Genomic DNA, 23,231 nt, shown 5'->3' with positions numbered 1-23,231 from the left:
ACGAACCACGCCTCCTGAGGGCGTTGAGGTAGACAAAAGCCGTGGGCTTCCCGCCTGGAAGAAGAGAGAGGCGGTAACGAGTGTCGCCAGACTCTCGCAGCAGCGACTCCAATCACTTATTAACCATCCTCGCCGGCACACTAATAGCAAGCAAACCGCCCAGCACCATGAACGCCGCCAACATATACATCCCCGAATCGTTCGCCGCGGTAACCTCCTTCAACCACCCCACAGCATAAGGACTAAGGAAACCGGCAAGGTTGCCAATCGAATTAATCATCGCAATCCCGGCAGCGGCGCCGGTGCCTGCCAGAATCGCCGTCGGCAAACTCCAAAACAACGGCAGTGTAGTGAGGATGCCCATAGTAGCCAGCGTCAACCCAGTCATGGCAAGCAGGGTGTTATGCGCCCAAACGACGGAAAGCACGAGCCCCACAGCACCAAGAAACGCCGGCAACGCAATATGCCATCTCCGTTCCCTCGACCGATCCGCACTCCGCGCCACAAACACCATCGCCACAACAGCCGCCGCAAACGGCACGGCCGATAGCAGCCCAATCAAAAACGCATCGGTAACGCCGGTCGATTTGATAATCGTCGGCAACCAGAAGCTCACCCCATAAAGCCCCATCACAAACGAGAAGTAGGTGAGGCTCAACATCAACACCCGCCCGCTAGTGAGTACCTGCCGAATCGGCATATCGTGCTTGGTCGCTTCCTCAGCCGACACCTGACTCTCAAGCAACTGCTGCTCTTCCCGGGTCAGCCACTTAGCCTTCGAAATCCGATCATCGAGCATCACGAACACGATGATCCCGACCAGCACCGACGGCACCCCTTCGAGCAGAAACAGCCACTGCCATCCGTGCCAACCGTTCACGCCGTTGAAGTTCTTCAGGATGTACCCAGACACCGGCCCACCAATCACCCCCGACAACGCAATCGCCGTCATAAACCAGGTCGTCATCCGTCCACGCCGATGCGCCGGATACCAGTAGGTGAGATACAAAATAATCCCAGGAAAGAAACCCGCCTCTGCAAGCCCGAGCAAAAAGCGCATCACATAAAACATCGTCGGCGTGGTGACTAACATCGTCAGCATGGATATCACGCCCCACGAAATCATGATCCGCGCGATCCAGACACGCGCGCCGACCTTATGCAGGATCACGTTGCTCGGCACTTCGAAGATGAAATAGCCGATGAAGAAAATCCCCGCGCCGAAGCCATACACCGCATCGCTCAAGCCAAGATCGGTGCTCATCCCCAGCTTCGCGAAGCCGACGTTCACGCGGTCCAGATAGGCGACGATGTAGCAGAGCATCAATAGCGGCGCGAGCCGCCAGGTAACCTTGCGATAAGTCGCCTCTTCGAACGTCGAAGGCGGCGCGCCAGCGCCGGGATGGTGGAGCGGATCTGCAGGACTAGCCATGACTATGTCTCCTCTTTTTTATGGAATTGAAGTGCCGCCGCCGAACGATTCTATCCGCGCCAGGTCTTTTGCAGGACGAATCGATATCGGGGGAAAACACTGACTGCGCACGCAGTGCGTGCGCAGCGCTTGACCTACCGCTACACGCAGCGCCCCCCATCCACTTCGAGGCACACGCCGGTAATAAACTCCGCCTCATCCGAAGCCAGATACAGCGCCGCATTCGCAATATCCTGCGGCGTCGAAAACCGCCCGAGAGGAATCCCTGCCAGGAACTTCTGCCGGTTCTGCGGCGTATCCTCGACCCCCATGAACTCGGACAACAGCGCGGTCTCACCGATCACCGGATTCACGCAGTTCACGCGAATCCGCTCCGGCCCCAGCTCAACGGCGAGCGACTTGCTAGCGACGATCACCGCGCCCTTGCTGCCGTTGTACCAGACGAGCCCGGGCCGCGGCCGCACGCCCGCCGTCGACGCGATATTGATGAAGCTGCCGCCGCCTTGCTCGCGAAAATACGGCACGAACTCCTGCACGCTCCAGTAGATGCTCTTCACGTTCACCGCATAGACGCGGTCGAACTCGGCCTCGGTCACTTCGAGTACCGGCTTGTTGCGATGCGTGGTGCCCGCGTTGTTGACGACGATCTGCACGCTGCCGAAGTCTTCCAGCGCGGCCTCGCGCAGCGTGCGCCAGTCGTCGCGTCGCGCGACGTTGCCGGGTACCGCGATCGCCTTGCCGCCCGCAATCGCGATCTCACTCGCGACGCGTTCGGCGGCCGGCCCGTTGAGGTCGTTGACCACGACGTTCGCGCCTTCGCGCGCAAAGGTCTTTGCGATCCCTTCGCCGAAACCCGAACCGCCGCCCGTGACGATGGCCGTTTTACCTGTCAACCGCATGATGTCTCCGTTGTTCGTGATGGATAGAGCGATGCGTTGTTGCGTGTAACGTGCTGCTCGCGCCGATCGCGAGCGAGCCCTACGGCACCCGCTAGCCGTGCCGGATCGCGATCGTCTTCAGCACCGTAAAGCCATACAGCGCCTCGAAGCCTTTCTCGCGGCCATGTCCCGAATGCTTGACGCCGCCGAACGGCAATTCGACGCCGCCGCCCGCGCCATAGTTGTTGATGAACACCTGGCCCGAGCGCACGCGTCGGGCGAGGCGCATCTGGCGCGCGCCATCGCGTGTCCAGATGCCGGCGACGAGCCCGAACTGCGTGCCGTTCGCGAGCGCGAGCGCTTCGGCTTCGTCGCGGAACGACATCGCGGCGAGCACCGGACCGAACACTTCGTCGCGCGCGAGGCGGTGGCTCGCGGGCACGTCGCGCAGCAAGGTCGGGGCCTGATAGAAGCCGCTTTCAGGCGCTTCGGGAATCACCTCGCCGTGCGCGGCCATCGCGATGCCGTCGTGTTGCGCGTCCGACAGAAAGTCCCACACGCGTTGCTGCTGTTTCGCGCTGATCAGCGGTCCGCAGTCGAGGTCGGCATTCGACGGCCCGACGCGCAACGCCTGAAAGGCGCTGCTGAGTCTGTCGAGCAGCGGCTCGTAAATCGCCTGCTCGATCAGCACGCGACTGCCCGCCGAGCAGGTTTGCCCGGCGTTCTGCACGATCGCGGAGATCAGCACCGGCAGCGCGGCGTCGAGATCGGCGTCGGCGAACACGATTTGCGGCGACTTGCCGCCGAGTTCGAGCGTGACCGGCACGTGGTTTTCGGCGGCCATCTGCGTGACGAGCTTGCCGGTTTCGGGCGAGCCCGTGAAGGAGATGTGATCGATGCCCGGATGACGCGCGAGCGCGGCGCCCGCTTCGTGCCCATAGCCGGTCACGATGTTCAGCGCACCGGCCGGCAAGCCGGCCTCGGCGGCGAGCTCTGCGACCCGCAGCACGGAAAGGCACGCGTCCTCGGCCGGTTTGACGACGCACGCATTGCCGGTCGCGAGCGCCGCGCCGACGCTGCGCCCGAAGATCTGCATCGGGTAATTCCACGGCACGATGTGGCCGGTCACGCCGTGCGGCTCGCGGATCGTCAGCACCGTGTAGCCGGATTGGTAGGGCAGGGTTTCGCCGTGCAGCTTGTCGGCCGCGCCGGCGTAGAACTCGAAGTAGCGGGTCAGGGCGGCGGCGTCGGCGCGCGCCTGCTTGAGCGGTTTGCCGGTGTCGCGCGCTTCGAGCCGTGCAAGGTCTTCCTGGCGCGCTGCCACCAGCAGCGACAGCCGGTACAGCACGCGGCCGCGCTCGGCGGCGCTCAGCGCGCCCCATGTGCCGTCGAACGCTGCGCGCGCGGCGTGCACGGCGGTGTCGATATCGGCCTCGGTGCCGCGCGCGATGCGCGTGAACGGCTGGCCGTCCGAGGGATCGAGTACGGCGATCGAATCGCCGCCGGAAGCGGCGCACCACTCGCCGCCGATGAAATGCCGTGCTTCTTCCATGCATGCTCCTTGATGACGTGCGGCCGGCGTGCGGCGGCGCGGGTTCGAAGGGGAGACACAAAACGGTAGAGACGCGAAGCGAGACTCGCCAGACGATTATCGCGCCGATCCGACCGCGGATGCCACCTGCCGATTGGCTATAATGGCGCATTCCGTACGGTCCGGTGCGCGGCCCCGTTGTTCGGGGCGAGAGGGTTTCAGTGCCCGACGTTCGCGGTTCGCACACAGTTCGCACCGCATCGGCAGCTCGCGCGCCGTTCGCCGCCTTCCGATTTCCATCCCCTTCAGAGAGCGCTCATGAGCTTCAATCACGTTCCCGCAGGCAAAGACCTTCCGCACGATTTCAACGTCATCATCGAAATCCCGGCGCAAAGCGACCCGGTGAAGTACGAAGCCGACAAGGACCTGGGCCTGCTCGTCGTCGACCGTTTCATCGGCACCGGCATGCGCTATCCGGCCAACTACGGCTTCATTCCGCAGACGCTGTCGGGCGACGGCGATCCGGTCGACGTGCTGGTGATCACGCCGTTCCCGCTGCTGGCAGGCTCGGTCGTGCGCGCCCGCGCGCTCGGCATGCTGCAAATGACTGATGAGTCCGGTGTCGACGCGAAGCTGATCGCCGTGCCGCACGACAAGATCTGCCCGATGACGGCGAACCTGAAGTCGGTCGACGACGTGCCGGCTTACCTGAAGGACCAGATCAAGCACTTCTTCGAGCAATACAAGGCGCTGGAGAAGGGCAAGTGGGTCAAGGTCGAAGGCTGGGCCGACGTCGATGCTGCCCACAAGGAAATCAGCGAAGGCGTGGCGAACTACAAGAAGTAGAGCAGGGTAATCGCGAAGTGAAAGATTGACCTCGCTTTGCGAACACTCAGTAGGTCTTTAAGGGGCAAGCCACAACGGTTTGCCTCTTTGCGTTTGTTCGGCTGAATTTCGGCGGTGAGACCCTGCGCGCCTTTGGTTTTAAAGATAGAGAAAATTTCTCAAAGGTTTTCCGAGGCGCCCAGCAGGGCGCTGAGGCCAATCACGCATGCCGCACAAATCTTCGTGCAAGATTGCGTAGTTCTTTGAATTTGTTGAATTTTGTGTTTTTTCGTATAGAGTTCTCCGGGGTAATTGGTTTTCGACCGGAGATTGCCTGTGGACTTCTCGGCACTTACTGCAGTTGGCATCATCGTAGACTCCGAACGTGACCGACGCGCGTTGGAGTTTCTGGTCACTGTCCGCGGTACCGAAGTTGTCGTGCGCGGGTGCACGGAATTGCCCGGGCGGACTCGTCCCTATGTTTCCAATATTGCTAAGGCGCTCGGTGTCGTGATTCCCGATGAAGTTGTTATCACGCCACGAGGCAGGCCGATCACGATCGCACACTCTTGAGCACCGTACGCAGCGTTTCGGCGTCAACTACACCATCGACCTTCACCACCGCCCGGCCAATTCGAACTTCAATCGTGCCGATGGTCCTGGTTGGCTTCACCATCTCCTGTTCGACCGAAGATGTCGGCGTGATGGCAACCGGCGCGTCGCTCACGACCATCACCGGAACAAGCCCGGTCGTCCCGGCAGCTTGCTCTGCACGATAACGCCGCCGCCACTTGAACAACATGTTCGCGTTGATGCCATGTTCCCGGGCGAGTTTCGAAACAGAGACGCCTGGTTCACATGCAGCCGCGGCCAGGCGACGTCGAAACTCTGGGCTATGGTTCGGGCTGCCTTTACGTGTTCCCGACGCTGGCTTCTCTTCTGATCCCAAAATGGTTCCCGCTACTCGAAATGGTGGGAACCACTTTGGCCTCTCCGATTGCACAGATCAAGACGGCCGTGCCGCGACGCTTACTGACAACCCACCCGGGATGTGAAATCAGACGCCTATGTTTCAATGCGAGTTGTCCGCCATTGTGACCAACGACGCGCTCTCGGTATGTTTGCCGCATCTTCCGTTTAGGACTGGAGACTTTGTGAAATCAATCGGTTGCGCCGGGTTCGACGTGGTGGCTATTGTGTGCAGGGTGGTTACGGCGGGACCGCCGCTAAATGTCCTCTGGGTCGACCTTAATCACCCGACCGACTGACTTTAGCCGCTCGCGTAGAACTGTTTTGGGATAGAACTTGCCCCCTCCCGCTCATCACTGAGGGCTCGTTTCTGCATCTTCGAGCGACAGCATGCGCCCGGATTCGCGCAGCAACCCCGAGGTCCTCGTCAAGTTCGTCCCAGTGTAGTCCGCTCGGCGTGAGGCTCATCGCAGGACGCTGTTCTGGCACGGCTGCCAGCAGTTTCGGTGAAATATCCAGTGGCACATTCAACTGCCGACCGTCGGTCGATTCGACGGTGAAGGCGTTCTCGGCGAACGTTATCACAATGAGATGTGGCAACAATTTACGCTCCCTAATGTGAAGTGAGTGTCGCTCAATGACACGACCAGCCACGGACGAAGCGCCCGATACCGAATCTCACCGCGGCTGCGTCCACTCCCCATTCGGCGAGGATGTATGCCCTAAAACTCCTCGACCCAGGGCCGCAGTTCGACTTCCCATGTCCACGCACTGCGGTGCTGACGATGAACGTGCAGATATTCGCTGGCTATGGCGTCTGGGTCCAGCCATTTGTCGTCAGTGCTGCCGTCGTCCGGTTGCGCCCGACCATTGGCGATGCCGCCGTCGATGACAAAATGCGCCACATGAATATTTTTCGGTGCGAGCTCTCGCGCCATGCATTGGGCCATCCCTCGCAAGGCGAACTTGCCCATTGCAAATGGCGTCGAACCGGGTAGACCTTTTACGCTCGCCGTAGCGCCGGTCAGGAGGATGGTGCCGTTGCCGCGTGCCAGCATTCGAACAGCCGCTGCTTGGGCAACGAGAAAGCCACCGAAGGCGGTCACTTTGAAGGCATCCTCAAGTTTCTCCGCCTCGACATCTTCGACAGCCGCGCGATAGCGGCCACTCGCGTTGAAAACAACGAGGTCAGGAGCGCCGAATGCGTCTTCTACGTGGTCAAAGAGTGCCTTGACCTCGTCCGCTCGACTGGCGTCGCAACTCAAGGCGAGAGCGCCGGTCTCGTCGACGAGGTGTGTCAGCTTGCTGGTGTCGCGGGCAGCGAGTGCAACCTGCATCCCCTCGGCCGCAAACAGTCGCGCGAGGGAGGCACTCAATCCCTTTCCCGCACCCACAATCAAAGCGGTCTCAATTCGACTCATGGTTCCTCCTGCTTCAACAGGGACTTGAGTAGCTACGTATGCCGTGCCGTCAGTCCGTTTCCGCACACCCTAACTTTTTAGCGGAGTGGATCGCGGGGTGGACGCTTCGTCATATTGTCCGCCGGCAACATGCCCGGCAGGGCATCCACAAAGAAATCTGCTTGCAATGCAGCCCCAGCCTGCACGTCGTACTGTGCAAAGTCGCGCACACCGGCTGCCAGAAGAACCTCGTCGTCGAGGAAGAAGTTTCCCGAACACTCCCTGGCTTGGCGCGTCAGGATATAGTGGGCCGCGTCGGCAACTATCTCAGGCTTGCGACACGCTGCAATCATGTCCTTACCACCAATCTCATTTCGCACAGCCGCGGTCGCGATAGCTGTTCGAGGCCACAGCGAATTGACTGCGACACCTCGGTCTTTGAACTCCCCGGCAAGCGCTAATGTGAACAGGCTCATCGTGTATTTTGCAATGGTGTATGCCGCAAAGTCGCTAAACCATTTTGCGTCGTGGACCAACGGAGGTGACAGCGTGAGGATGTGCGGGTTCGGCGAATTGAGGAGATGCGGCAGGCACGCTTGCGCGCACACGAACGTGCCTCTGCCATTGACCCCATGCATCAGGTCGTACCGTTTGACGGGTGTGTCTAGCGTGCCAGTCAGTCGAATGGCGCTGGCATTGTTCACGAGGATATCGATGCCACCGAACATCTCAACGGTCTCGGCAACCGCGGCTTTCACGCGTTCTTCGTCGCGAATATCCACAACAAGCGGGAGCGCCCTGCCGCCAGCAGCTTCGACAGCCGCCGCTGCCGTATAAATCGTGCCCTCGAGACGCGGGTCCGGGTCGCCGGTCTTCGCCGCAATCACGATATTGGCTCCGTCACGTGCGGCTCTGAGTGCAATGGCGAGTCCGATGCCGCGACTGCCACCAGACATGAATATTGTCTTGCCGGCAAGGGTCATGGTTGTCTCCTGAACACTCCCTGTAGCATACGCTGCTGCCGTCATTACGCCGTTGCCGATGTAGCCGTTACTCGTGAAGGGGATGGCGTACGTTGTCGCCGACGACTTTCTGACGGCGTCGTATTCATCGTGAAAGCCGACATGACCGGCGGGGGGCTGCCGGCCAGAATGCGCGTTTCGGCTTTACCTGGTCCGGCGAGCCACCCGTACAGCCCCAGCCGCTCCCTCTTGTCATGTACCCGCCAGCAGTAAGCGGGACAGGAGAACTGTATGAAACGCGCCAGCCTTTTACTGGCAGTGGGCACTACTGCCCTGTTTTTGCCGGCATAACATCGTCGTCCGGCGACATACTGTGCATGCCTGTATCGGTCGAGCCAGTGTTCTTTGTCATTTTGCCCGGTCTCGCGTTCCACGGGCTCGAGACAGGCTCGCTGTGGTATGTCATCCCTGCTGTTGCGGCACCGTGAGCACCACCGCCCCCACTTCCACCGTTCCCATTCCCTCCACCCTGCGCAAACGTCGCGCTCGAGGCGTAGAGCGAGACGACAGCGACGCACGCCAGCACGACTTTCCGCGTTGTCTTTTCCATCACATTTCTCCTGCGATTTCGGCGCGTGCTGTAGCAGCGTCGAAGTTTCATGCACCGCTAACGCCTGACCGTTGGATGGCTGATTGCACAGCGGCGAAGCGCAAGCAGCCGCTCGGGCCAGAACAGGGCAGACATTTGCCTTATCCGGACGTCAGGCATGCAGGTAAGTCGTGGTTCGGCGCCGAAAATGACAGAGCCGGGCTGGATTCGAACATTTTGACCGTGCGCGCCGGTCCTGCTACTTCGGCATCGGTATCTTGTCGACCATCACGACTACGCCGGTACTCTGGATGACGTCGTAGGCCGAGATGTCTGCCGTGTGCCCCCGCAGCGTCCAATAGCACGATGTTGTGTGGTCCGTCCGGGGACGTGAGCGTCTCGCCGTTCACGGTTTTAAGTTCCACCTTCCCGTCACCTTCCCTGATGGGCTGGTCGAGCTTCTAAAAATCGTAACGCCCCGGGATAACGTGACAGGAAAGGATACAGGTCAGCATCGGCTTGTTTTCTGGTTTGATGAGGCTGTCGACCGTGGCCGGCGGCAATGCTGCAAATGCTTCATTGGTTGGTGCGAAAACGATAAAGCGCGCAACACGCTTCTGCGTACCCACGAGGCCTACCGCCTTAACTGCGACGACGGGCGTGGTGTGGTCCGTCGAATTCATCGCGATGTCCACAATGTCTTCGACGGGATACGTCGCCGGACCGTCCACCGTGACGGTATCGCTAGCCGCGAAAACCCGGACCCTGCGGCTGACAACGCGGCAGCAACGAGAAAAGCGGTGTGTTTCATGAGAGGTTTCCTCATGACGGGACGCCGGATTGCGCTGCGTTGACTGCATATACGGGGGCCTCGGGTAGCTGGATGCGGGGGGGGACAGGTGTGTCGCTGCTTCCGATGGCAGTGCGAGCGACCAGGCGCGACTGTCGCCCCTGACTTGCCGATTGTCAATTCCGCTGTCAATCACGACCTTGGCGTTCTATAACATAAACGCAGCAGCGGTCTTATTGGTCAATGGGCGTACAACGTCCTGTCACCGGCGCACTCATTGCGCATACTTCTGCCCCGCCCGGTACCAGCCTCGCGTCATTACCCAGGTAGTCATCGGATAAGTCCGGCTTTGTGCACAAACGGTGCAACAAGCCAACTTCGCATTTGCTCGGCTAAATGGCGTCGGAGACGACGCTGTATGGCATTTGGTGGAGCGAAAGCAAGAATCAGCAAGGCGCGAGAAAAGGTCTTATGCAAGCATCGCGCGCTCGTGGGGATGCCAATCCCCTTGTTATTCCGGGGTCGTGGTATTCGCAACCCGTTGACGAAAAAGAGGTGACGAGATGAAAGTGCAACTTTTAGCTGTATTCAGTGCAGTATCCCTGCTCGCTGCGACCGGCGCCGCCCACTCGCAGCAAATGCAACCGTCGGGCACAACTGACCCGTCGTCTGCCCAGCAGCCCATGACAACTGCTCAGCCGGCCACGACTATGGACCGCACCCCTGACCTGGGATACGGACCGCAGCCCGGCGGAAGCAGCGGCAGCGGCAAAGCTAGAAACGGTGCCGCGTGCACGGTGGGCCTGTCCTGCGATATCTATCAGGGCAGCTAGCCACGCATGCCCGAAGTGGGCTTCGCACCTCCGAAATTCCCATGTGGATTTCGAGTTCGGAGCACGCGAATAGCGAATCTCATGCGTGGAAAACTCAACGTAGATTAAAGGAGCCAACGTGAAATCATCACTGATGGTCGCTTCTGCTGCCGGGTTGTTTGTCATGGCCGGGTTTGCGCATTCGCAAGGCGCGCCCCAAGTCCCTCAACCCGCCCCACAGGAAAACGCCGCGACTCAAGCCACCGACCCCAGTGCGGGGATGGAGGCATATGGCGGTATGCCCGACACGAAGGTACAAAGCGGCGTAAAACATGCCAGGCCGTGCAGGGTAGACCCACAATGCAACGTTTTTTTCGGAGGGAGCTAAACAACGGACTGACGGTGGGCGGGCCAGGAACGGAAAGCGCTGGGTGCCGCGTCGCGAGGGGGAACGACATCCTTGGTCGGGCTTACCGGGTTCCCTTTCACTCTTTAAGGGTCGGGCGCGTCCTGATAGGGGAGGCGCCTCGACATGCGAAACGCGCGCCGGCTTCAAGAGCGAGCGGAATGGAGGTCACTACGAGAGTTTGAGCGCCGGGGCGCCTTGAGTTCGGAATAGACGCCACGAATTGCATGCGTCATGACGTAGACCTCGACTCGGCCCAGGGCCAACCGCTTTTCTTATGCGCATCCCCCTGAACGGGCGGCGCGGCCGTGACCGATGCCTCGACCGGACCCGCTTCCTCCACTGCATCGTGCAACGATTCGGCCCCCGCCTCCTTCCTCACCCCGGGAAGCCCAGTCACGAACCACTTCTCCTTCTTCTGGACGTGAGCGGCGTACGCCTTCCAACCGTCATGGTTGCCCTCAAAAAGGTCCTGCTGAACGGTTGACGCAAGCGCATTGCGGTTGGGCTCAGTATCAAACAGCTCCTTTGGCCACAGGAAGAACGCGCTGGCGATGCGTGCACTAAACTCGACCCCCTTCATCTTGGGCGCAAGCGCCCGGAGGAACTCGAAGTCCTGCAACGAATCCTCTTCCTGCGCAAGCTGCGTCACCGGCGCGTTCGCGCCGACTTGTCCTGGCTAAACAGTTCAACGCTTCGAGAATGTCCCCGAGATGAAGCAGCAGTTCCCGTCTATCAAATCGGTCGTCCATTGCCTTACCTCCATTCATTGCGTCCTTGATACAGTCTGGCCCTTGAGGGGCAAGCGACGCGCAAATGCCGGGAGAAGCGATGGTCCGCACACGACAGGCCCATTTTTGCGGCGCTTGTCGTATCTGGCAGCGTCAGGATTAAGGAAACGTCTGCTGGAGGTACAGTTGCCCCAAGGCACTTGGGTCGCGCGCCAGAATCCGGTTCGTCCGGCCGGGCTGCGCACAAAGCAGGGCCGCAGTGTTATATCGGCGAAGCGCGGCGGCTGAGCCAACTTATGGGCGCTGCATCGGGCGCGAGGAACTGCAAGTTTCGCCCTCGCGCCGCTACCGCCTTCTACTCCTGGCTGCGGCAGACCTTGCGATAAGGTGAGAAGCGCCAGTGACCGGTAGGGTCCTTGACTGCAACCGCGCCGAAGTCGTACAAGACCTCGCGAACGGCTGCCGCTCGCAGGCCGCGCATGTCTCCGACCACCAGAAGCGTGCGCGTCGGCGTCTCGATGCCTGGTCCGGTATCGGGCAGCGAATTGCGCTCGTCTGCGCTGCTGTATCGAATTGCCGAACCGGCGAGGCCCAACCGTTCGCCGTGCGCGGCATACTCCGCGTACTCCTGCGCGCGCAAATCCGCAACTAAAGCATCCTCGGCAAAAGTGGAGTCGAGTTCTCGTCGCTCCGTTTGGTACAGGTGTCCGTAGTCGGGGATAAACCCATTGCCTGCAACGCTCGGAGCGCCTCATCGCCGTCGAGAAACGAGTTAAAAAGCTCGACGATGACTTGCGGCATGATTCCTCTGTGCGCCCCGTCTGATATGCGCCGCGGTGCGGCTGGCGGCAAACGGCCGCTCCCAGTCGCGCCAGGTGCCGTTATCAATTTCTCCATGAGGGAGCTTCCCTTTCTGCGCAATGAGCATGCCATGACGAAAGGTTGGCAAGGATTTCGCGCTTCGCTTGCGTTTCCCTATGCGAGTACCCTGCGGTCGGCTGTTGCGGTTCAGTTGTACGGAACGACCCGAGGGTCTCGTGCCCAGCCCGGGCTAACTCGCGCAACACATTTACACACTAATGAAAATTCGGCGGCTTTCCTCGCCATCTGTCACAGCACTCCGGTGGCTTCGTTATTAGCCGCGGAAAGCTTACGCGTCTTGTGCCGGTTGAAAACGCGGCGATGGCAGACCGCAGCGTAATTGAGTGGGACAAAGACGACCTTGAGTCATTGGGTCTGCTTAAGATAGATGTCCTTGCGCTCGGCATGCTCTCAGCTATTCGCCGCACGCTCGACCTCGTTTCCGAACAGCGCGGCGAACGCTTTGAAATGCAGGACATCCCCGCAGAGGACCCGAAAACGTACGAGATGATTTCCGCTGCGGACACAGTCGGCATTTTCCAGATTGAATCTCGTGCCCAGATGTCGATGTTGCCGCGCATGCAACCACGGACGTTTTACGACCTGGTTATCGAGGTCGCCATTGTCCGGCCGGGGCCAATTCAAGGTGGTGCGGTCCATCCATATCTGCAGCGTCGACAGGGATTCGAGCCGGTCTCATACCCGAGTGATGCACTGAAAACGGCGCTGGGTCGTACGCTCGGCGTGCCCATTTTTCAGGAACAGGTGATGCAAGTTGCCATACTCGCCGCGGGATTCACTGCCGGCGAGGCCGATGCATTGCGACGTGCCATGGCCGCATGGAAGCGCAAAGGCGGTCTTGAAAAATACTACGACCGCATTGTGAATGGTATGTTGGAGCGGGGCTATGACCAAGGTTTCGCCGATGGTATTTTTGAGCAAATCAAAGGCTTTGGTGAATACGGCTTCCCCGAAAGTCATGCGGCCAGCTTCGCGTTGCTCGTATACGCGAGTAGCTGGCTGAAGTGCCATGAACCAGAAGCGTTCCTTGCTGCCATGCTCAACAGCCGGCCGATGGGATTCTATTCGCCGTCGCAGCTTGTGCAGGACGCACAACGCCATGGCGTGAACGTGCTGCCAGTTGACGTTGCTGTCAGCGGCTGGGACTCTGCTCTGGTGAGGCTGGCAGACAACGACCGCCCGGCTGTCCGACTCGGCATGTCGCTCCTGCGCGGCATGAAGGACGGCGCCGCAGAGCGGATTGAATGCCAGAGCCGTGCGTCTGTTCGAAACCGTCGCTGACCTTGCCCGCAGAGCGCAGCTTGACCGCAAAGACCTGCATGTCGTTGCCGATGCTAATGCCTTGGCATCCGTTGCCGGCAATCGTCGCGAAGCGCTTTGGCAATCTGTCGCCGCTGTGCCGGACAAAGACATGCTTGCGATAGCGGCCATCGAGGACGAGACTCCTGAACTGGGCGCGCCGACGGAGGCGCACGACATCGTCGTGGACTATCGGTCGGTCTCACACTAGGTCGACATCCGCTCGAGCTGCTGCGGCCGCAACTGCTCGCAAATCGCCTGATGCCAGCGTCGACGCTGCGCACCTATCGCGACGGGCGCCTGGCTCGTGGGTGCGGACTTGTTACAGTACGGCAACGGCCGGGCACTGCGAAGGGGGTCATGTTTGTGACGCTTGAAGACGAGACCGGCAACATGAATGTAATCGTGTGGCCGAGCCTGCTCGAAAAGCAGAGAAAGGAAGCGCTCGGCGCATCGCTACTTGCCGTGTACGGAACATGGCAATGCCAGGGAGAGGTTCGACATCTGGTCGCGCAGCGCGTTATCGATATGTCTCATCTGCTTGGTGGCCTGACTACTGCGAGCAGAAATTTTTGCTGACTTGCCATTTGCCCCTGGAAGCGGCATTTCCTTTCAACAGCCATATTTCGATTGGCCTCGTCAGCACAAGAGGCGGCTTTTCGACTAGGTTGGCTTGCCGCGCTGTTGCTCTCGATGGGTTACGTGGTCCGCCAGCAAGCGACGCATTGTGGTCAGTAAAATTTGCCCATCTACAGGCTTGCAGAGAAAGCCGTCGTAGCTTACGAAGGCTGGTGGGCTGGGCTCCCCCGAAACCAGAATGAATGTGACGTCAGCTAATCCGGGACGTGTTCGCAAACGGTGACAGAGCTCGCTTCCCGACATCACCGGCATGCGCCAGTCGGCAACCACTATGTCGACAGGGCATTCGATGAACATCTTCAATGCCGCCTGGCCGTCGCTCGCGCTTCTTACTTCAAATCCGTCAGCGGCGCAACAGGCGCCCCACGCGGCCAAAGCCTCCGCATCATCGTCTACCAGCAGTACGCTTGCCATACACAAATGTCCGAGTGGCCCCACGTTCTTTGGCAGCTTGATGCAGGCCAAAGTTCACGGGGCCATTCATCGACGCCGCATATTCGTCGCGGTCGCGTCGTTCGAGAGAGTGCGTATCATGGGAGCATGAAACGGAGATCGATGTGCTACTAGGCTCAAATCCAGGCGGACTACCGGAAATTTGTGCGCACCTTTGGCGCACTGATGGACATACACGAGTTCGCGCGTCTGTTTTTCGAGCGCGCCGAGGGCATCAGCAAGGCGAAAATACCGAAGGCAATGGAAGACGCTTTTGCCGAACCACAGAATGAAGCGGAGCGCGGAATCAACGCTCTCATCAGCCAGTTCAATGCCGGACAGGCAACGAAGCTCGAACAGGACCTGTTTAAACAGCGCAAGCGCCTAGCGGATGCGGAACGGTCACTGCAGACAAAGATAACTAAAGCAGCAACCGAAAGTTAGCGCATCTCTACCGATACGATTGCCTCGATACGAGGGAAGCTTGACGACTTGCAGCGAACCGAGCCGAAGCCGCGGAACTCCCGGATTTTTCCGGGACACCAGGCGCCCGTGCTAGTCATCGAAGACGGGCAACGCATCGTGAAGCCAATGCGTTATCAATGTCGCATTGCCGGAAAACCCGCCTTCTACGATGTCAAATACCCTGGAACTTACAATGCGCGCCGGGATAGTCTCGAAGGTTTCTGGGCACCATGCTTTGGACGCACGCATGGCGTCTTGCTTGTCGAAGTGTTCTACGAGAATGTGAGCAAGGCGAAGTTCGAGGGAACGTTACTGGAGACTCATGAGCGAGATGAGAATGTTGTTCTGGAATTTCGTCCGAGCAATGGCCAACTGATGCTGGTCGCCTGCCTCTGGTCTCGATGGAGCGCCCCGGGTGAGCCGGACTTGCTGTCGTTTGCGGCAATTACGGATGAGCCGCCGCCAGAGGTCGCGGCGGCAGGAAACGACCGATGCATCGTACCTATCAAGCCTGAAAACGTCGATGCGTGGTTGAACCCGGATGCGTCAGACCTGGCGGCACTGTACGCGATACTTGGTGACAGGGACCGGCCGTACTACGAGCACCGGCTGGCTGCATAGGGAAGACGCTTGATTTGACGGCAGGACTGGCGGCTTAGTGATTATAGAGGTCGACGATGCGCTCCCAATGCCGCTTCAGGTTGCTCCTCTCGGTTGATTGAATGTATAACTGCATTGCTTGGGTCCGCGCCTGTGCCGGTGCATCCGGGGCGTTGGCGTGAACCCCTGCGGTATCCATCGCAAGGTCCATGAATCGCACGAAGTCGCTCTGGTTGCCAAACTCGTTCTTTCGCGTGTCCCATGTCCATTTGTAGGTGACTCCATCGAAGTCGTAGTCGTTGCCATGGTAATCGGCGTAGCGATACGTCACCCAGCTCTCGAATATTGCTTGAGGAATAAGTCCCTCGCGAAAGTACAGATACTGCTCGTGCTGAAGATTCCACAGCTTTATGAACAGGCTGTGCGCCCGACTTTTGATGACAGGCAAGGGCATCAGAGGAGGTTGGTTTGCGGCTTGGGCGGCTTGGGCAGGGCCTTGAAGTCCGTACGCTTCGCGAAGCTCGAACAGTTCGCTGAAAATGTCTCCATAAGTCTTGTGGCAGTTCGCGACGATATTCACGCGTGCAATGCTCCAGTTGCGCCAAACGGTCAGAATGGAGAGCAAGACCGCGAACACTGATACCAGGAGTGACAGGAGCGCGAGCGCACTGGCGACCATCCACCCATATCTTTTCCCCAACTGTTCCTCTTCCACCACCGGAGGGGTACTGGCTGGGGACGAACCGCTGGCAGCAGGATTACTATGGGGGCTTGGTGTGCTTGCAGCCGAGCCACTGGTTGTGGGGGCTGCCGATGTTCCGACCTGAGGCGGGGCAGAGCTTGCTGAACTAGCAGCGAGACTTGACCCGGCTTGCGCTGCCGGAGGCTGTGAGGAGCGCTGCTTTGCTGATGCAGTCGATGTCGGCTTCGGAGGAAGTTGTGCTGTAGAGGGTTGTGAGAGGCTCGAGGCGGCGAGTGCAACAGCGACTATCAGATAGGCGGCTCTCACACGAGACCACAGATATCGCCTTCTGGCGAGAGAGCGCATGCTGTTCAGAACCTGCCGCAATGATTCCATGGCGAACTCGAGTGCGTTAAATCCCGCGCGATTTTGCGCCTCTTCTCGTGCTTGTTGCCCAGACTCAACGCCAAGTCTTCATCCGAGAGAGATTCGAGCGGCGCGAACTTTGCCGTACCTGCGGCGCAAATCACGGCGTCCACGGTTCCAGGTTTCTGGTACATGGACACGATGGACGCTTTGTCAGCGAGGCCCACGGACAGGTCCGAGCCATTGCGGCTTGCGCCAATGACCTGGAGTTCGGACGAGAGCAGGCGCGCGTTCGCGTTGCCGAGCGCTCCGGTTGCGCTGACTATCAGTACGCGCATGCGGGCCTCCTGCGTCCGGAAGGGTCACGCCAGCGCGGCGTGACGCTTCACGCCTGGCGGGAGGGGAAAAGGAAGAACGAATATCGTACTACCCCGTGACGTGACGTGCATTCCACACCTCACGCGCGCCGTGGGCGGTCTAATTTTGCTCGTTGGCTCACTCATTTGATTGCCTGGTCCGGTCTCCGTCGGAGCTGGTGACGTCGACATCGAGACTTGCCTACGACGCGTTCAGTGCTGCCTGCACCTGTACGGGGGCGCCGGGCTTGCCCGAAACTTGCGGCGCAATCATAAGGTAGCGGTGCCTGTCGCCAGCAGGCTCCATACCTGGCGTGACCAACTGGCGAATCTGACCAAGCGCATTCACAATCGCCGAGCCGGCCGGATTGGTCATGAAGTTCGCTAGCGCCTCTACCTTGCCGCTGCCGTCAGGATTGTCTGCAAGGCACAGTACATACGGCTGCTTCGGTTGCAGACCGGTGACGGCCGCCTGAAGGACCTGCAGGAGACCCTGGTCAAACAACGCCACAGTCGTGGGGGCACTACTGGCATCGGCCGGCTTGCCCGACCCCACGGGGACCAGCACCAGGTGAATGCTCTGCCCGGCGAGTCCGAGCGGCTGCGTGTTTTGCGTGCCGTCTCCTTCCGGGACCGCATTCGGTACGTAGGCTACGGCCTGCGGCGCCTGTCCAATGGGTACGGTCGCAATGACCTTGTTTGTCAGCGTGTCGATGGCGGTCATCGCGTCTGCGTTTTCAAGGCCGACGTAGATGCGGCTGCCGTCACCGGACGGCCATAGACCATGCGGCAGACTGCCGACAGGAATTGTCGCGATCTGCGAGAAGTCGTTGGTCCGGAACACCTTGAGCTGATTCAGGCCTCCAACGGTCACATAGGCGAACGTACCGTTGGTGTTATGCACGATGTTCACGTGATTTGTAATCGGGCCCGTGTCGAGCGTTTTGATAAGTTCGAATGGCGGCCGCGCGTCGAAGACCTGAGTCTTGCCCACATCCTTGAGCGTGAACCACACCTGCTTGCCGTCCGGGGTCGCAGCGATGTTCGGGCAGAACGGGCTCGCCTGCTTCACCGTGCCGACAATCTTGTGGTCGGCGACCGAAATGACCTTCGTCTCGGGATTGAACGAAGAGCACACGTAGCCATACTTTCCATCCGGCGAGAAGATTTGCATGCCCGGGCCGGCCGGCACAGTAATCCGGGTCTTTTCTTCAAAGGTTGTACCGTCCAGCACGGAAACATAGTTTTCACCGCGCACGGTCACCCAGACCTCCTTCCCGTCGGGTGTAAAGAAGGCCTCGTGAGGCGACCGGCCCACGTACGTAACATGCTTGACCGCATTCGTCTGAGTATCGATGAACGAGACCGAGTTCGAGCCGATGGATACGACTGCAATTGTCCGGTGGTCGGGCGAAAAACCCATGCCGTGCACCAGCAACTGGCCTTTGTACAATGGGCTGAAGTTGCCCGGCGATGGGTCGCCCAGACGAATCAGCCCGACCATCTTGTTGTCCGCCGGGTCAACGACGGAGACGGTATTCGAGAATTGCTCGGCCGCATAGACCCGGTCGCGGTGACTCACGGCAATGTCTGGGTCGGACGACGAACCGGGTACCTGTCCGGCCCACGCGAACTGCGCTGCAGTCAGTGCCGCTGTGGTCAGGGCGGTGGTGAGAAGCGGCGTGCGTTTCATTTGGGCTCCTGTTGCGCGTGATTCGGCATGTTCATCTGCCTGCCAGGGTTGGACATCGAATGTGTGTGGTCTGCGGATGACGGGACGCGCTGCTGCTGGTCTGGAGCGGGTGCCGAAGGGGGCAGGGGCTGCCCGAGGGCGAGGCGCATGGCAACGATTTCCTGCTGTTGCTCGACGACGATTTCCTGGGCGAGACGACGCAATTGCTCGTTATCTCCATAGCGTAATTCGGCCTGCGCCATGTCGATGGCTCCCTGATGATGAGGCACCATCATGGCGACGAAGTCCCGGTCGACATCGCCAGTCGGCTTGATGGACATGTCTGTCATCATCTTCGTCATTGCCGCATCGTTTTCATGCAGGAAGGGCGCTTCGGTTGAGTTTGTGCCCTGTGCACCAGCAGCGGATGCAGGCGGTGCGCCAAGTCCCGATATGGAAAGCGCGACGGCTACCGACAGTACCAGTGGTCCAGACGGACGGATTGGGATGCGCATACAGGTTCCCTTTTCTCTTTTGGATTGCAGTCTCTCGGCAGGCCGGAGGCACACAGGCGAGACCTTGGCAGCGCTTCGCGGGCAACGCCAGACTGAATACAGTCGACCGTCAAAAGCGCGTCGCAGTGAAAAACGTAAGATTGGCGACGGGGGCGAAGACCTATAATGAGCGCGGAATGACAATGAAATCAATATCTTGTGAGAATCTTTCGCGATTTTCTAGCCGCGGAGCGCTACTAAGCGCGCCGCCGTTCATCCGCTTGCTGCATGCAGTACGAAAACCGCGCGAGTCCGCAAGGACCGCGCGGTTTTTTCATCTGATTTGCGCCGCATTCGACTACCGTGCAAAAACGCCGCGATCTTCGTCTCGCACGCTTCGTCTCGCGCGCATAACCTGAACGCATCGCTCCGATGAACGGAACGCATTTTTATATTTAGGTGTAAACCCTTATCATTCGCCGCACGACCTCGCGCGCGAACTCCAGGCATCTACGCGCGTTTCCATCACTTCAAGAACCACGGTCCGGATGATGAACCGCAGCAAGTCCCACTCGACATCGCCGCGCTGGTCGACCCGGCTGCATTCGGTCGTCACCGCGATCTATCGCAAGCGGCCGGTCTGGATGGTGTCGTTCGCGGCGAGCGAGGCGAATCTGTCGGAGGGCTTGAGGGCGGCGTGCGCGTCGACGGCGATGCTCGCGCTCGGCAACGTGCTGCACGATCCGGTGTTTGCGTGGGCGGCGATCGGCGCGTTCTGGACCTGCCTCGCCGATGCCGCCGGCTCGAACCGCGCGCGCTTCATGTCGATGATGAGCTTCGCGCTGCTGTCGACGCTGTGCGGCGGCATGACCGCGTTCGCGTCCGCCTCGGGTGCCGCGTGGGCAGCGCTCGCGGTGCTCGCGTTCACGACGCTCGGCGCGTTCGGCCGCATCTGGGGCGCGGCCACGTCGCAGGTGACGATCCTCGCGGCGACCGCCTGCGTCGTGATGGTCGATCGGCCGATGCACGACGCGCGCGCGGGTGTCGCGTTTCTCGGCGTCTATCTGGTCGGCTGCCTGTTCGCGATCGTGCTGAGCTTGACGGTGTGGCGCATTCATCCATTCGGCGCGAGCCGCGCGTCGTTGCGCGCGGTGTATCTGCGCCTCGCCGATGTCGCGTTCGATAGCGCGCGGCTTGTCGGCGGACGTGCCGCGCCGCGCGAATGGGCCACGCATGCCGCGCGCTTTCGCGCCGATGCGCGCGCGTCGCTCGAACGTTCGCGCGATGCGCTCGCGAACGTGCCCGCATCGAAAGCGGGCGGCGCGGCCGTCTACGACACGCTGCTCGGCTTGTTGACCGACGGCGAAGCGTTGTTCGCGTATCTGATCGCGGTGTCGGGCGCGGGCGCGAAAGTGCCCGACGATCCGCGCCGCACGCGACGCGCGGTGCGCTCGCTCAATGCGATCGGCGAAGTGCTCAGCGACATCGGCAGCGCGACCGGCGACGCGCGCTGGGAACGTCTCGCGGACCCGCAGGCGCGTCTGCGGCGTCTCGCGCATCGGCTCGAAAGCGCGTTGCTCGAACCGGTGAAGCTGCAATCCGGTTTCGAGCTCGTCGATTTCGCGCCGCGTGAGGTGCACGTCGAGCCGTGGAGCGCGTGCGTTGCGCGTTATACGGCGCGCGCGTGGTCGACGCTGAAGGCCAATCTGTCGTGGCAGTCGGTCGGCTTGCGCCATGCGGCGCGTGTCGGCGTGACGACGACGGCGGGCTTCGTCGTGATTCGCGCGCTCGGTCTGCCGTTCGGCTATTGGGCCACGATGGCCACGCTGCTGATCCTGCAGCCGTCGATCGCCGCGACCTGGCCGCGCAGCATCGAACGCGCGACGGGCAGTATCGTCGGCGGCGTGCTCGCGGCGGCGATCGGCTATGCGATTCATTCGCCGCTCGGCATCTCGCTCGCGGTGTTCCCGCTGGTGATGGCGACGATGGCGCTGCGCCCCGTCAGTTACAGCCTGTTCGTGCTGTTCCTGACGCCGACCTTCGTGCTGGTCGCCGACTTCGCGACGCCGGGCGCCAACGAGTTGGCGTTCGCGCTGACGCGGCTCGGCAACAACGTGCTCGGCTGCGTGCTCGCGCTGCTCGCGACGTTCCTTCTATGGCCGACGCGCGAGAAGCTCGATGTGCGCGTCTATCTCGGCGACGCGGTGCGCGCGAATCTCGCGTATCTGCGCGCGTCGCTCGACGCGCCTCGGCATGGCGGCAAGGAGATCGAGCAATTGCGCCGCGCCGCGGGCCTCACCAGCAACAACGCGGAAGAAGCGATTGGCCGCGTGCGGCTCGAAAAGCTCGAGGACTCGATGGCCGATACGGTCACGCAGACGGTGCTGAGCCTGCTGCGACGGATGGCCGGCACCGCGACGCAGTTGCGCCTCACCGCGAACCGTCGCGACATGCATAGCGAACTCGACGAATGGGTCGAGGCGATCAGCGCGGCGATCGAGGCCGCGCTGAATCGCACGTTGCGGCCGGTGCGGCTCGAGTTACCCGCTCGCGAGCAATTGACGTCGCTGGAAGCAGATGTGGTGGGCGAGCTGGCGCGGGTGCATCGGCTGCTGACGGAGAGGATGCGGGAGGCGAGGGGGTAGCTCGACTCAGCCGTCGGAACGCTCGCCGTCTTCCGCGACGTCATTCACCGCTGCCACCGGCAACACCGACTGCAGCGTGAACACCCCGGCCGCCAGCGCCCGTTTATCGGCCGCCGTGAGCCGCTTGACCCAATACTCGGCGCTCGACGCGCTCGACCGGTCCGCCAGCTCGAACGACGCCAGCACCCGCACCGGCTTGCGCGAGCGCGTATAACGCGCGCCCGTGCCGCTCAGATGTTTGTCGAAGCGAGCAGCGACATCGGTCGCGATGCCGGTATAGACGCTGCCGTCCGAGCATTCGAGCAGATAGAGAAACCACGCCATAACCGCGCTTCTAGCCTTTGAACGGATTGTGTTCGCGCAGCTCGTCCACGTACGCGTGGATGCTGTTTTTTTCGTTATCGAGGAAATGGCCGACCGCATCGGCGAACGCCGGATGCGCGAGCCAATGCGTCGAGCGCGTGACCGTGGGCAGAAAGCCGCGCGCCATCTTGTGCTCGCCCTGCGCGCCGCCTTCGAATGCGCCGAGCTTTTCTTCGATGCAGAATTCGAGCGGCTGATAGTACGCGGTTTCGAAGTGCAGGCACGGCACGTGTTCGAGCGCGCCCCAGTAGCGGCCATACAAGGTGCCGCCGGTTTTCTCGTCGCGCTGATAGACGACGAGCGAGCTCGCGATCGGCTTGCCTTCATATTCGGCGATCACGAGCAGCAGATTCTCCGGCATCGACGCGCCGATCATCCGGAAGAAATCGAGGTTCAGATACGGACTCGAAAAATGCTCGCGATAGGTTTGCCGATAGCACTTGCTGAAGAAGCGCCAGTCGGCATCCTCGATGTCTGCGCCGCGGATCCTTCGCATCGTGATGCCGGCCTCGTGCACCTTGCGCCGTTCGGCGCGGATGTTCTTGCGCTTCTTCTGTTCGAGCGTCGACAGAAAGTCTTCGAAGTCGCGATAGCCGTCGTTGAGCCAGTGAAACTGCACGCCTTCGCGCTGCATCATGCCGATATCGGTGAGCGCGTCCGCTTCGCTCTGCGTCGGAAACAGCACATGCAGCGACGACACCTCGGCCTGCTCGGCGAACGCCATCAACGTGGCCGCGAGATGGCGCAACGCATGCTCGTTCGCCGACAGCAGCCGGTTGCCCTGTACCGGCGTGAAGGGCACCGCGCACAGCAGCTTCGGGTAATAGGGCAGGCCGTTGCGCTTGTACGCGTCGGCCCAGGCCCAGTCGAACACATATGTCGCAAACCTACCAGTAGCGTTTCGTGTCCAGGTAGGGTTTACATGCATTGTATTTCAAGGTTTCGAAGGCGACCGCAGGGAGCCGAGCCGTTTTGGGTTGAGGGCAAGCATGCCCGAAACCGGGGTGGGGG

Annotated in this window: 18 protein-coding genes and 3 pseudogenes; 4 read left to right on the top strand and 17 right to left on the bottom strand. The window is 60.7% G+C overall.

What is annotated here, in order from left to right:
- Positions 1-112: 112 nt before the first annotated feature.
- The 3 genes from F6X40_RS24555 to F6X40_RS24545 form a co-directional block, all read right to left on the bottom strand.
- Positions 113-1,432, bottom strand: coding sequence for an MFS transporter (locus F6X40_RS24555; protein ID WP_184065461.1), 1,320 nt, complete (start codon positions 1,430-1,432; stop codon positions 113-115).
- A gap of 140 nt (positions 1,433-1,572) precedes the next feature.
- On the bottom strand, positions 1,573-2,331 hold the full coding sequence (locus F6X40_RS24550) for an SDR family oxidoreductase (protein WP_187629558.1): 759 nt from the start codon (positions 2,329-2,331) through the stop codon (positions 1,573-1,575).
- 91 nt (positions 2,332-2,422) lie between these two features.
- Positions 2,423-3,862, bottom strand: a complete 1,440-nt coding sequence (locus F6X40_RS24545; RefSeq protein ID WP_187629557.1) for an aldehyde dehydrogenase family protein — start codon at positions 3,860-3,862, stop codon at positions 2,423-2,425.
- A gap of 297 nt (positions 3,863-4,159) precedes the next feature.
- Between F6X40_RS24545 and ppa the strand changes: the two genes are divergently transcribed.
- The gene (gene ppa, locus F6X40_RS24540; RefSeq protein WP_129958864.1) at positions 4,160-4,687 is read left to right on the top strand and encodes an inorganic diphosphatase; all 528 of its coding nucleotides are present in this window, start codon (positions 4,160-4,162) and stop codon (positions 4,685-4,687) included.
- A 532-nt stretch (positions 4,688-5,219) separates the two neighbouring features.
- Here ppa and tnpA read toward each other — a convergent pair.
- The 7 genes from tnpA to F6X40_RS24505 form a co-directional block, all read right to left on the bottom strand.
- Positions 5,220-5,669: an IS66-like element accessory protein TnpA gene (gene tnpA, locus F6X40_RS43570; protein ID WP_410452521.1), complete on the bottom strand. Its 450-nt coding sequence runs from the start codon at positions 5,667-5,669 to the stop codon at positions 5,220-5,222.
- Positions 5,670-5,914: 245 nt separating this feature from the next.
- Positions 5,915-6,220 (bottom strand): DUF2442 domain-containing protein, encoded by a 306-nt coding sequence (locus F6X40_RS24530; protein ID WP_316251844.1) that lies wholly within the window; start codon positions 6,218-6,220, stop codon positions 5,915-5,917.
- A 137-nt stretch (positions 6,221-6,357) separates the two neighbouring features.
- Positions 6,358-7,056 carry an SDR family NAD(P)-dependent oxidoreductase gene (locus F6X40_RS24525; RefSeq protein ID WP_187629555.1) on the bottom strand — a complete coding sequence of 233 codons (699 nt, stop codon included), beginning with the start codon at positions 7,054-7,056 and terminating at the stop codon, positions 6,358-6,360.
- A 77-nt stretch (positions 7,057-7,133) separates the two neighbouring features.
- Entirely contained in the window at positions 7,134-8,018 is an 885-nt protein-coding gene (locus F6X40_RS24520) for an SDR family oxidoreductase (protein ID WP_184065476.1), read from the bottom strand.
- Positions 8,019-9,047: 1,029 nt separating this feature from the next.
- Positions 9,048-9,446 carry a fasciclin domain-containing protein gene (locus F6X40_RS42525; protein WP_260336409.1) on the bottom strand — a complete coding sequence of 133 codons (399 nt, stop codon included), beginning with the start codon at positions 9,444-9,446 and terminating at the stop codon, positions 9,048-9,050.
- Between the two features lie 1,380 nt (positions 9,447-10,826).
- On the bottom strand, positions 10,827-11,246 hold the full coding sequence (locus F6X40_RS24510) for a hypothetical protein (RefSeq protein WP_311539621.1): 420 nt from the start codon (positions 11,244-11,246) through the stop codon (positions 10,827-10,829).
- Positions 11,247-11,680: 434 nt separating this feature from the next.
- A complete protein-coding gene (locus tag F6X40_RS24505) occupies positions 11,681-11,920 on the bottom strand; it encodes a hypothetical protein (RefSeq protein ID WP_187629554.1) in 240 nt (79 codons plus the stop codon).
- A 500-nt stretch (positions 11,921-12,420) separates the two neighbouring features.
- On the opposite strand from F6X40_RS24505, the pseudogene F6X40_RS24500 reads away from it, so the two are divergent.
- Positions 12,421-14,085: pseudogene (locus F6X40_RS24500) on the top strand (OB-fold nucleic acid binding domain-containing protein); the annotation flags it as partial.
- 84 nt (positions 14,086-14,169) lie between these two features.
- On the opposite strand, the gene F6X40_RS24495 reads toward F6X40_RS24500, so the two are convergent.
- Positions 14,170-14,559, bottom strand: coding sequence for a two-component system response regulator (locus F6X40_RS24495; RefSeq protein WP_184065479.1), 390 nt, complete (start codon positions 14,557-14,559; stop codon positions 14,170-14,172).
- A 159-nt stretch (positions 14,560-14,718) separates the two neighbouring features.
- On the opposite strand from F6X40_RS24495, the pseudogene F6X40_RS24490 reads away from it, so the two are divergent.
- Positions 14,719-15,663, top strand: a pseudogene (locus F6X40_RS24490) (SOS response-associated peptidase family protein).
- 34 nt (positions 15,664-15,697) lie between these two features.
- On the opposite strand, the gene F6X40_RS24485 reads toward F6X40_RS24490, so the two are convergent.
- The 4 genes from F6X40_RS24485 to F6X40_RS24470 all read right to left on the bottom strand — a co-directional run bounded on the left by F6X40_RS24485 (position 15,698) and on the right by F6X40_RS24470 (position 19,233).
- Positions 15,698-16,321 (bottom strand): hypothetical protein, encoded by a 624-nt coding sequence (locus F6X40_RS24485; protein ID WP_187629553.1) that lies wholly within the window; start codon positions 16,319-16,321, stop codon positions 15,698-15,700.
- Between the two features lie 374 nt (positions 16,322-16,695).
- Entirely contained in the window at positions 16,696-17,028 is a 333-nt protein-coding gene (locus F6X40_RS42520; RefSeq protein ID WP_187629552.1) for a hypothetical protein, read from the bottom strand.
- 220 nt (positions 17,029-17,248) lie between these two features.
- On the bottom strand, positions 17,249-18,739 hold the full coding sequence (locus tag F6X40_RS24475; RefSeq protein WP_187629551.1) for a YncE family protein: 1,491 nt from the start codon (positions 18,737-18,739) through the stop codon (positions 17,249-17,251).
- Positions 18,736-19,233, bottom strand: coding sequence for a DUF305 domain-containing protein (locus F6X40_RS24470; protein WP_187629550.1), 498 nt, complete (start codon positions 19,231-19,233; stop codon positions 18,736-18,738). The genes F6X40_RS24475 and F6X40_RS24470 overlap by 4 nt, the downstream gene beginning before the upstream one ends.
- 527 nt (positions 19,234-19,760) lie before the next feature.
- Between F6X40_RS24470 and F6X40_RS24465 the strand changes: the two genes are divergently transcribed.
- Entirely contained in the window at positions 19,761-21,857 is a 2,097-nt protein-coding gene (locus tag F6X40_RS24465; protein WP_187629549.1) for an FUSC family protein, read from the top strand.
- Positions 21,858-21,863: 6 nt separating this feature from the next.
- On the opposite strand, the gene F6X40_RS24460 is transcribed toward F6X40_RS24465, so the two are convergent.
- Both F6X40_RS24460 and F6X40_RS24455 read right to left on the bottom strand, forming a co-directional pair.
- The gene (locus F6X40_RS24460; protein WP_090803545.1) at positions 21,864-22,181 is read right to left on the bottom strand and encodes a GIY-YIG nuclease family protein; all 318 of its coding nucleotides are present in this window, start codon (positions 22,179-22,181) and stop codon (positions 21,864-21,866) included.
- A 10-nt stretch (positions 22,182-22,191) separates the two neighbouring features.
- A pseudogene (locus F6X40_RS24455) lies at positions 22,192-23,106 on the bottom strand (GNAT family N-acetyltransferase); the annotation flags it as partial.
- Between the last annotated feature and the right edge of the window lie 125 nt (positions 23,107-23,231).

This window comes from Paraburkholderia sp. UCT31, from assembly GCF_014397655.1.
Lineage (GTDB): Bacteria > Pseudomonadota > Gammaproteobacteria > Burkholderiales > Burkholderiaceae > Paraburkholderia > Paraburkholderia tuberum.
Note: the sequence above shows the minus strand (reverse complement) of the source record. Positions and strands in the feature narration are given on the sequence as shown.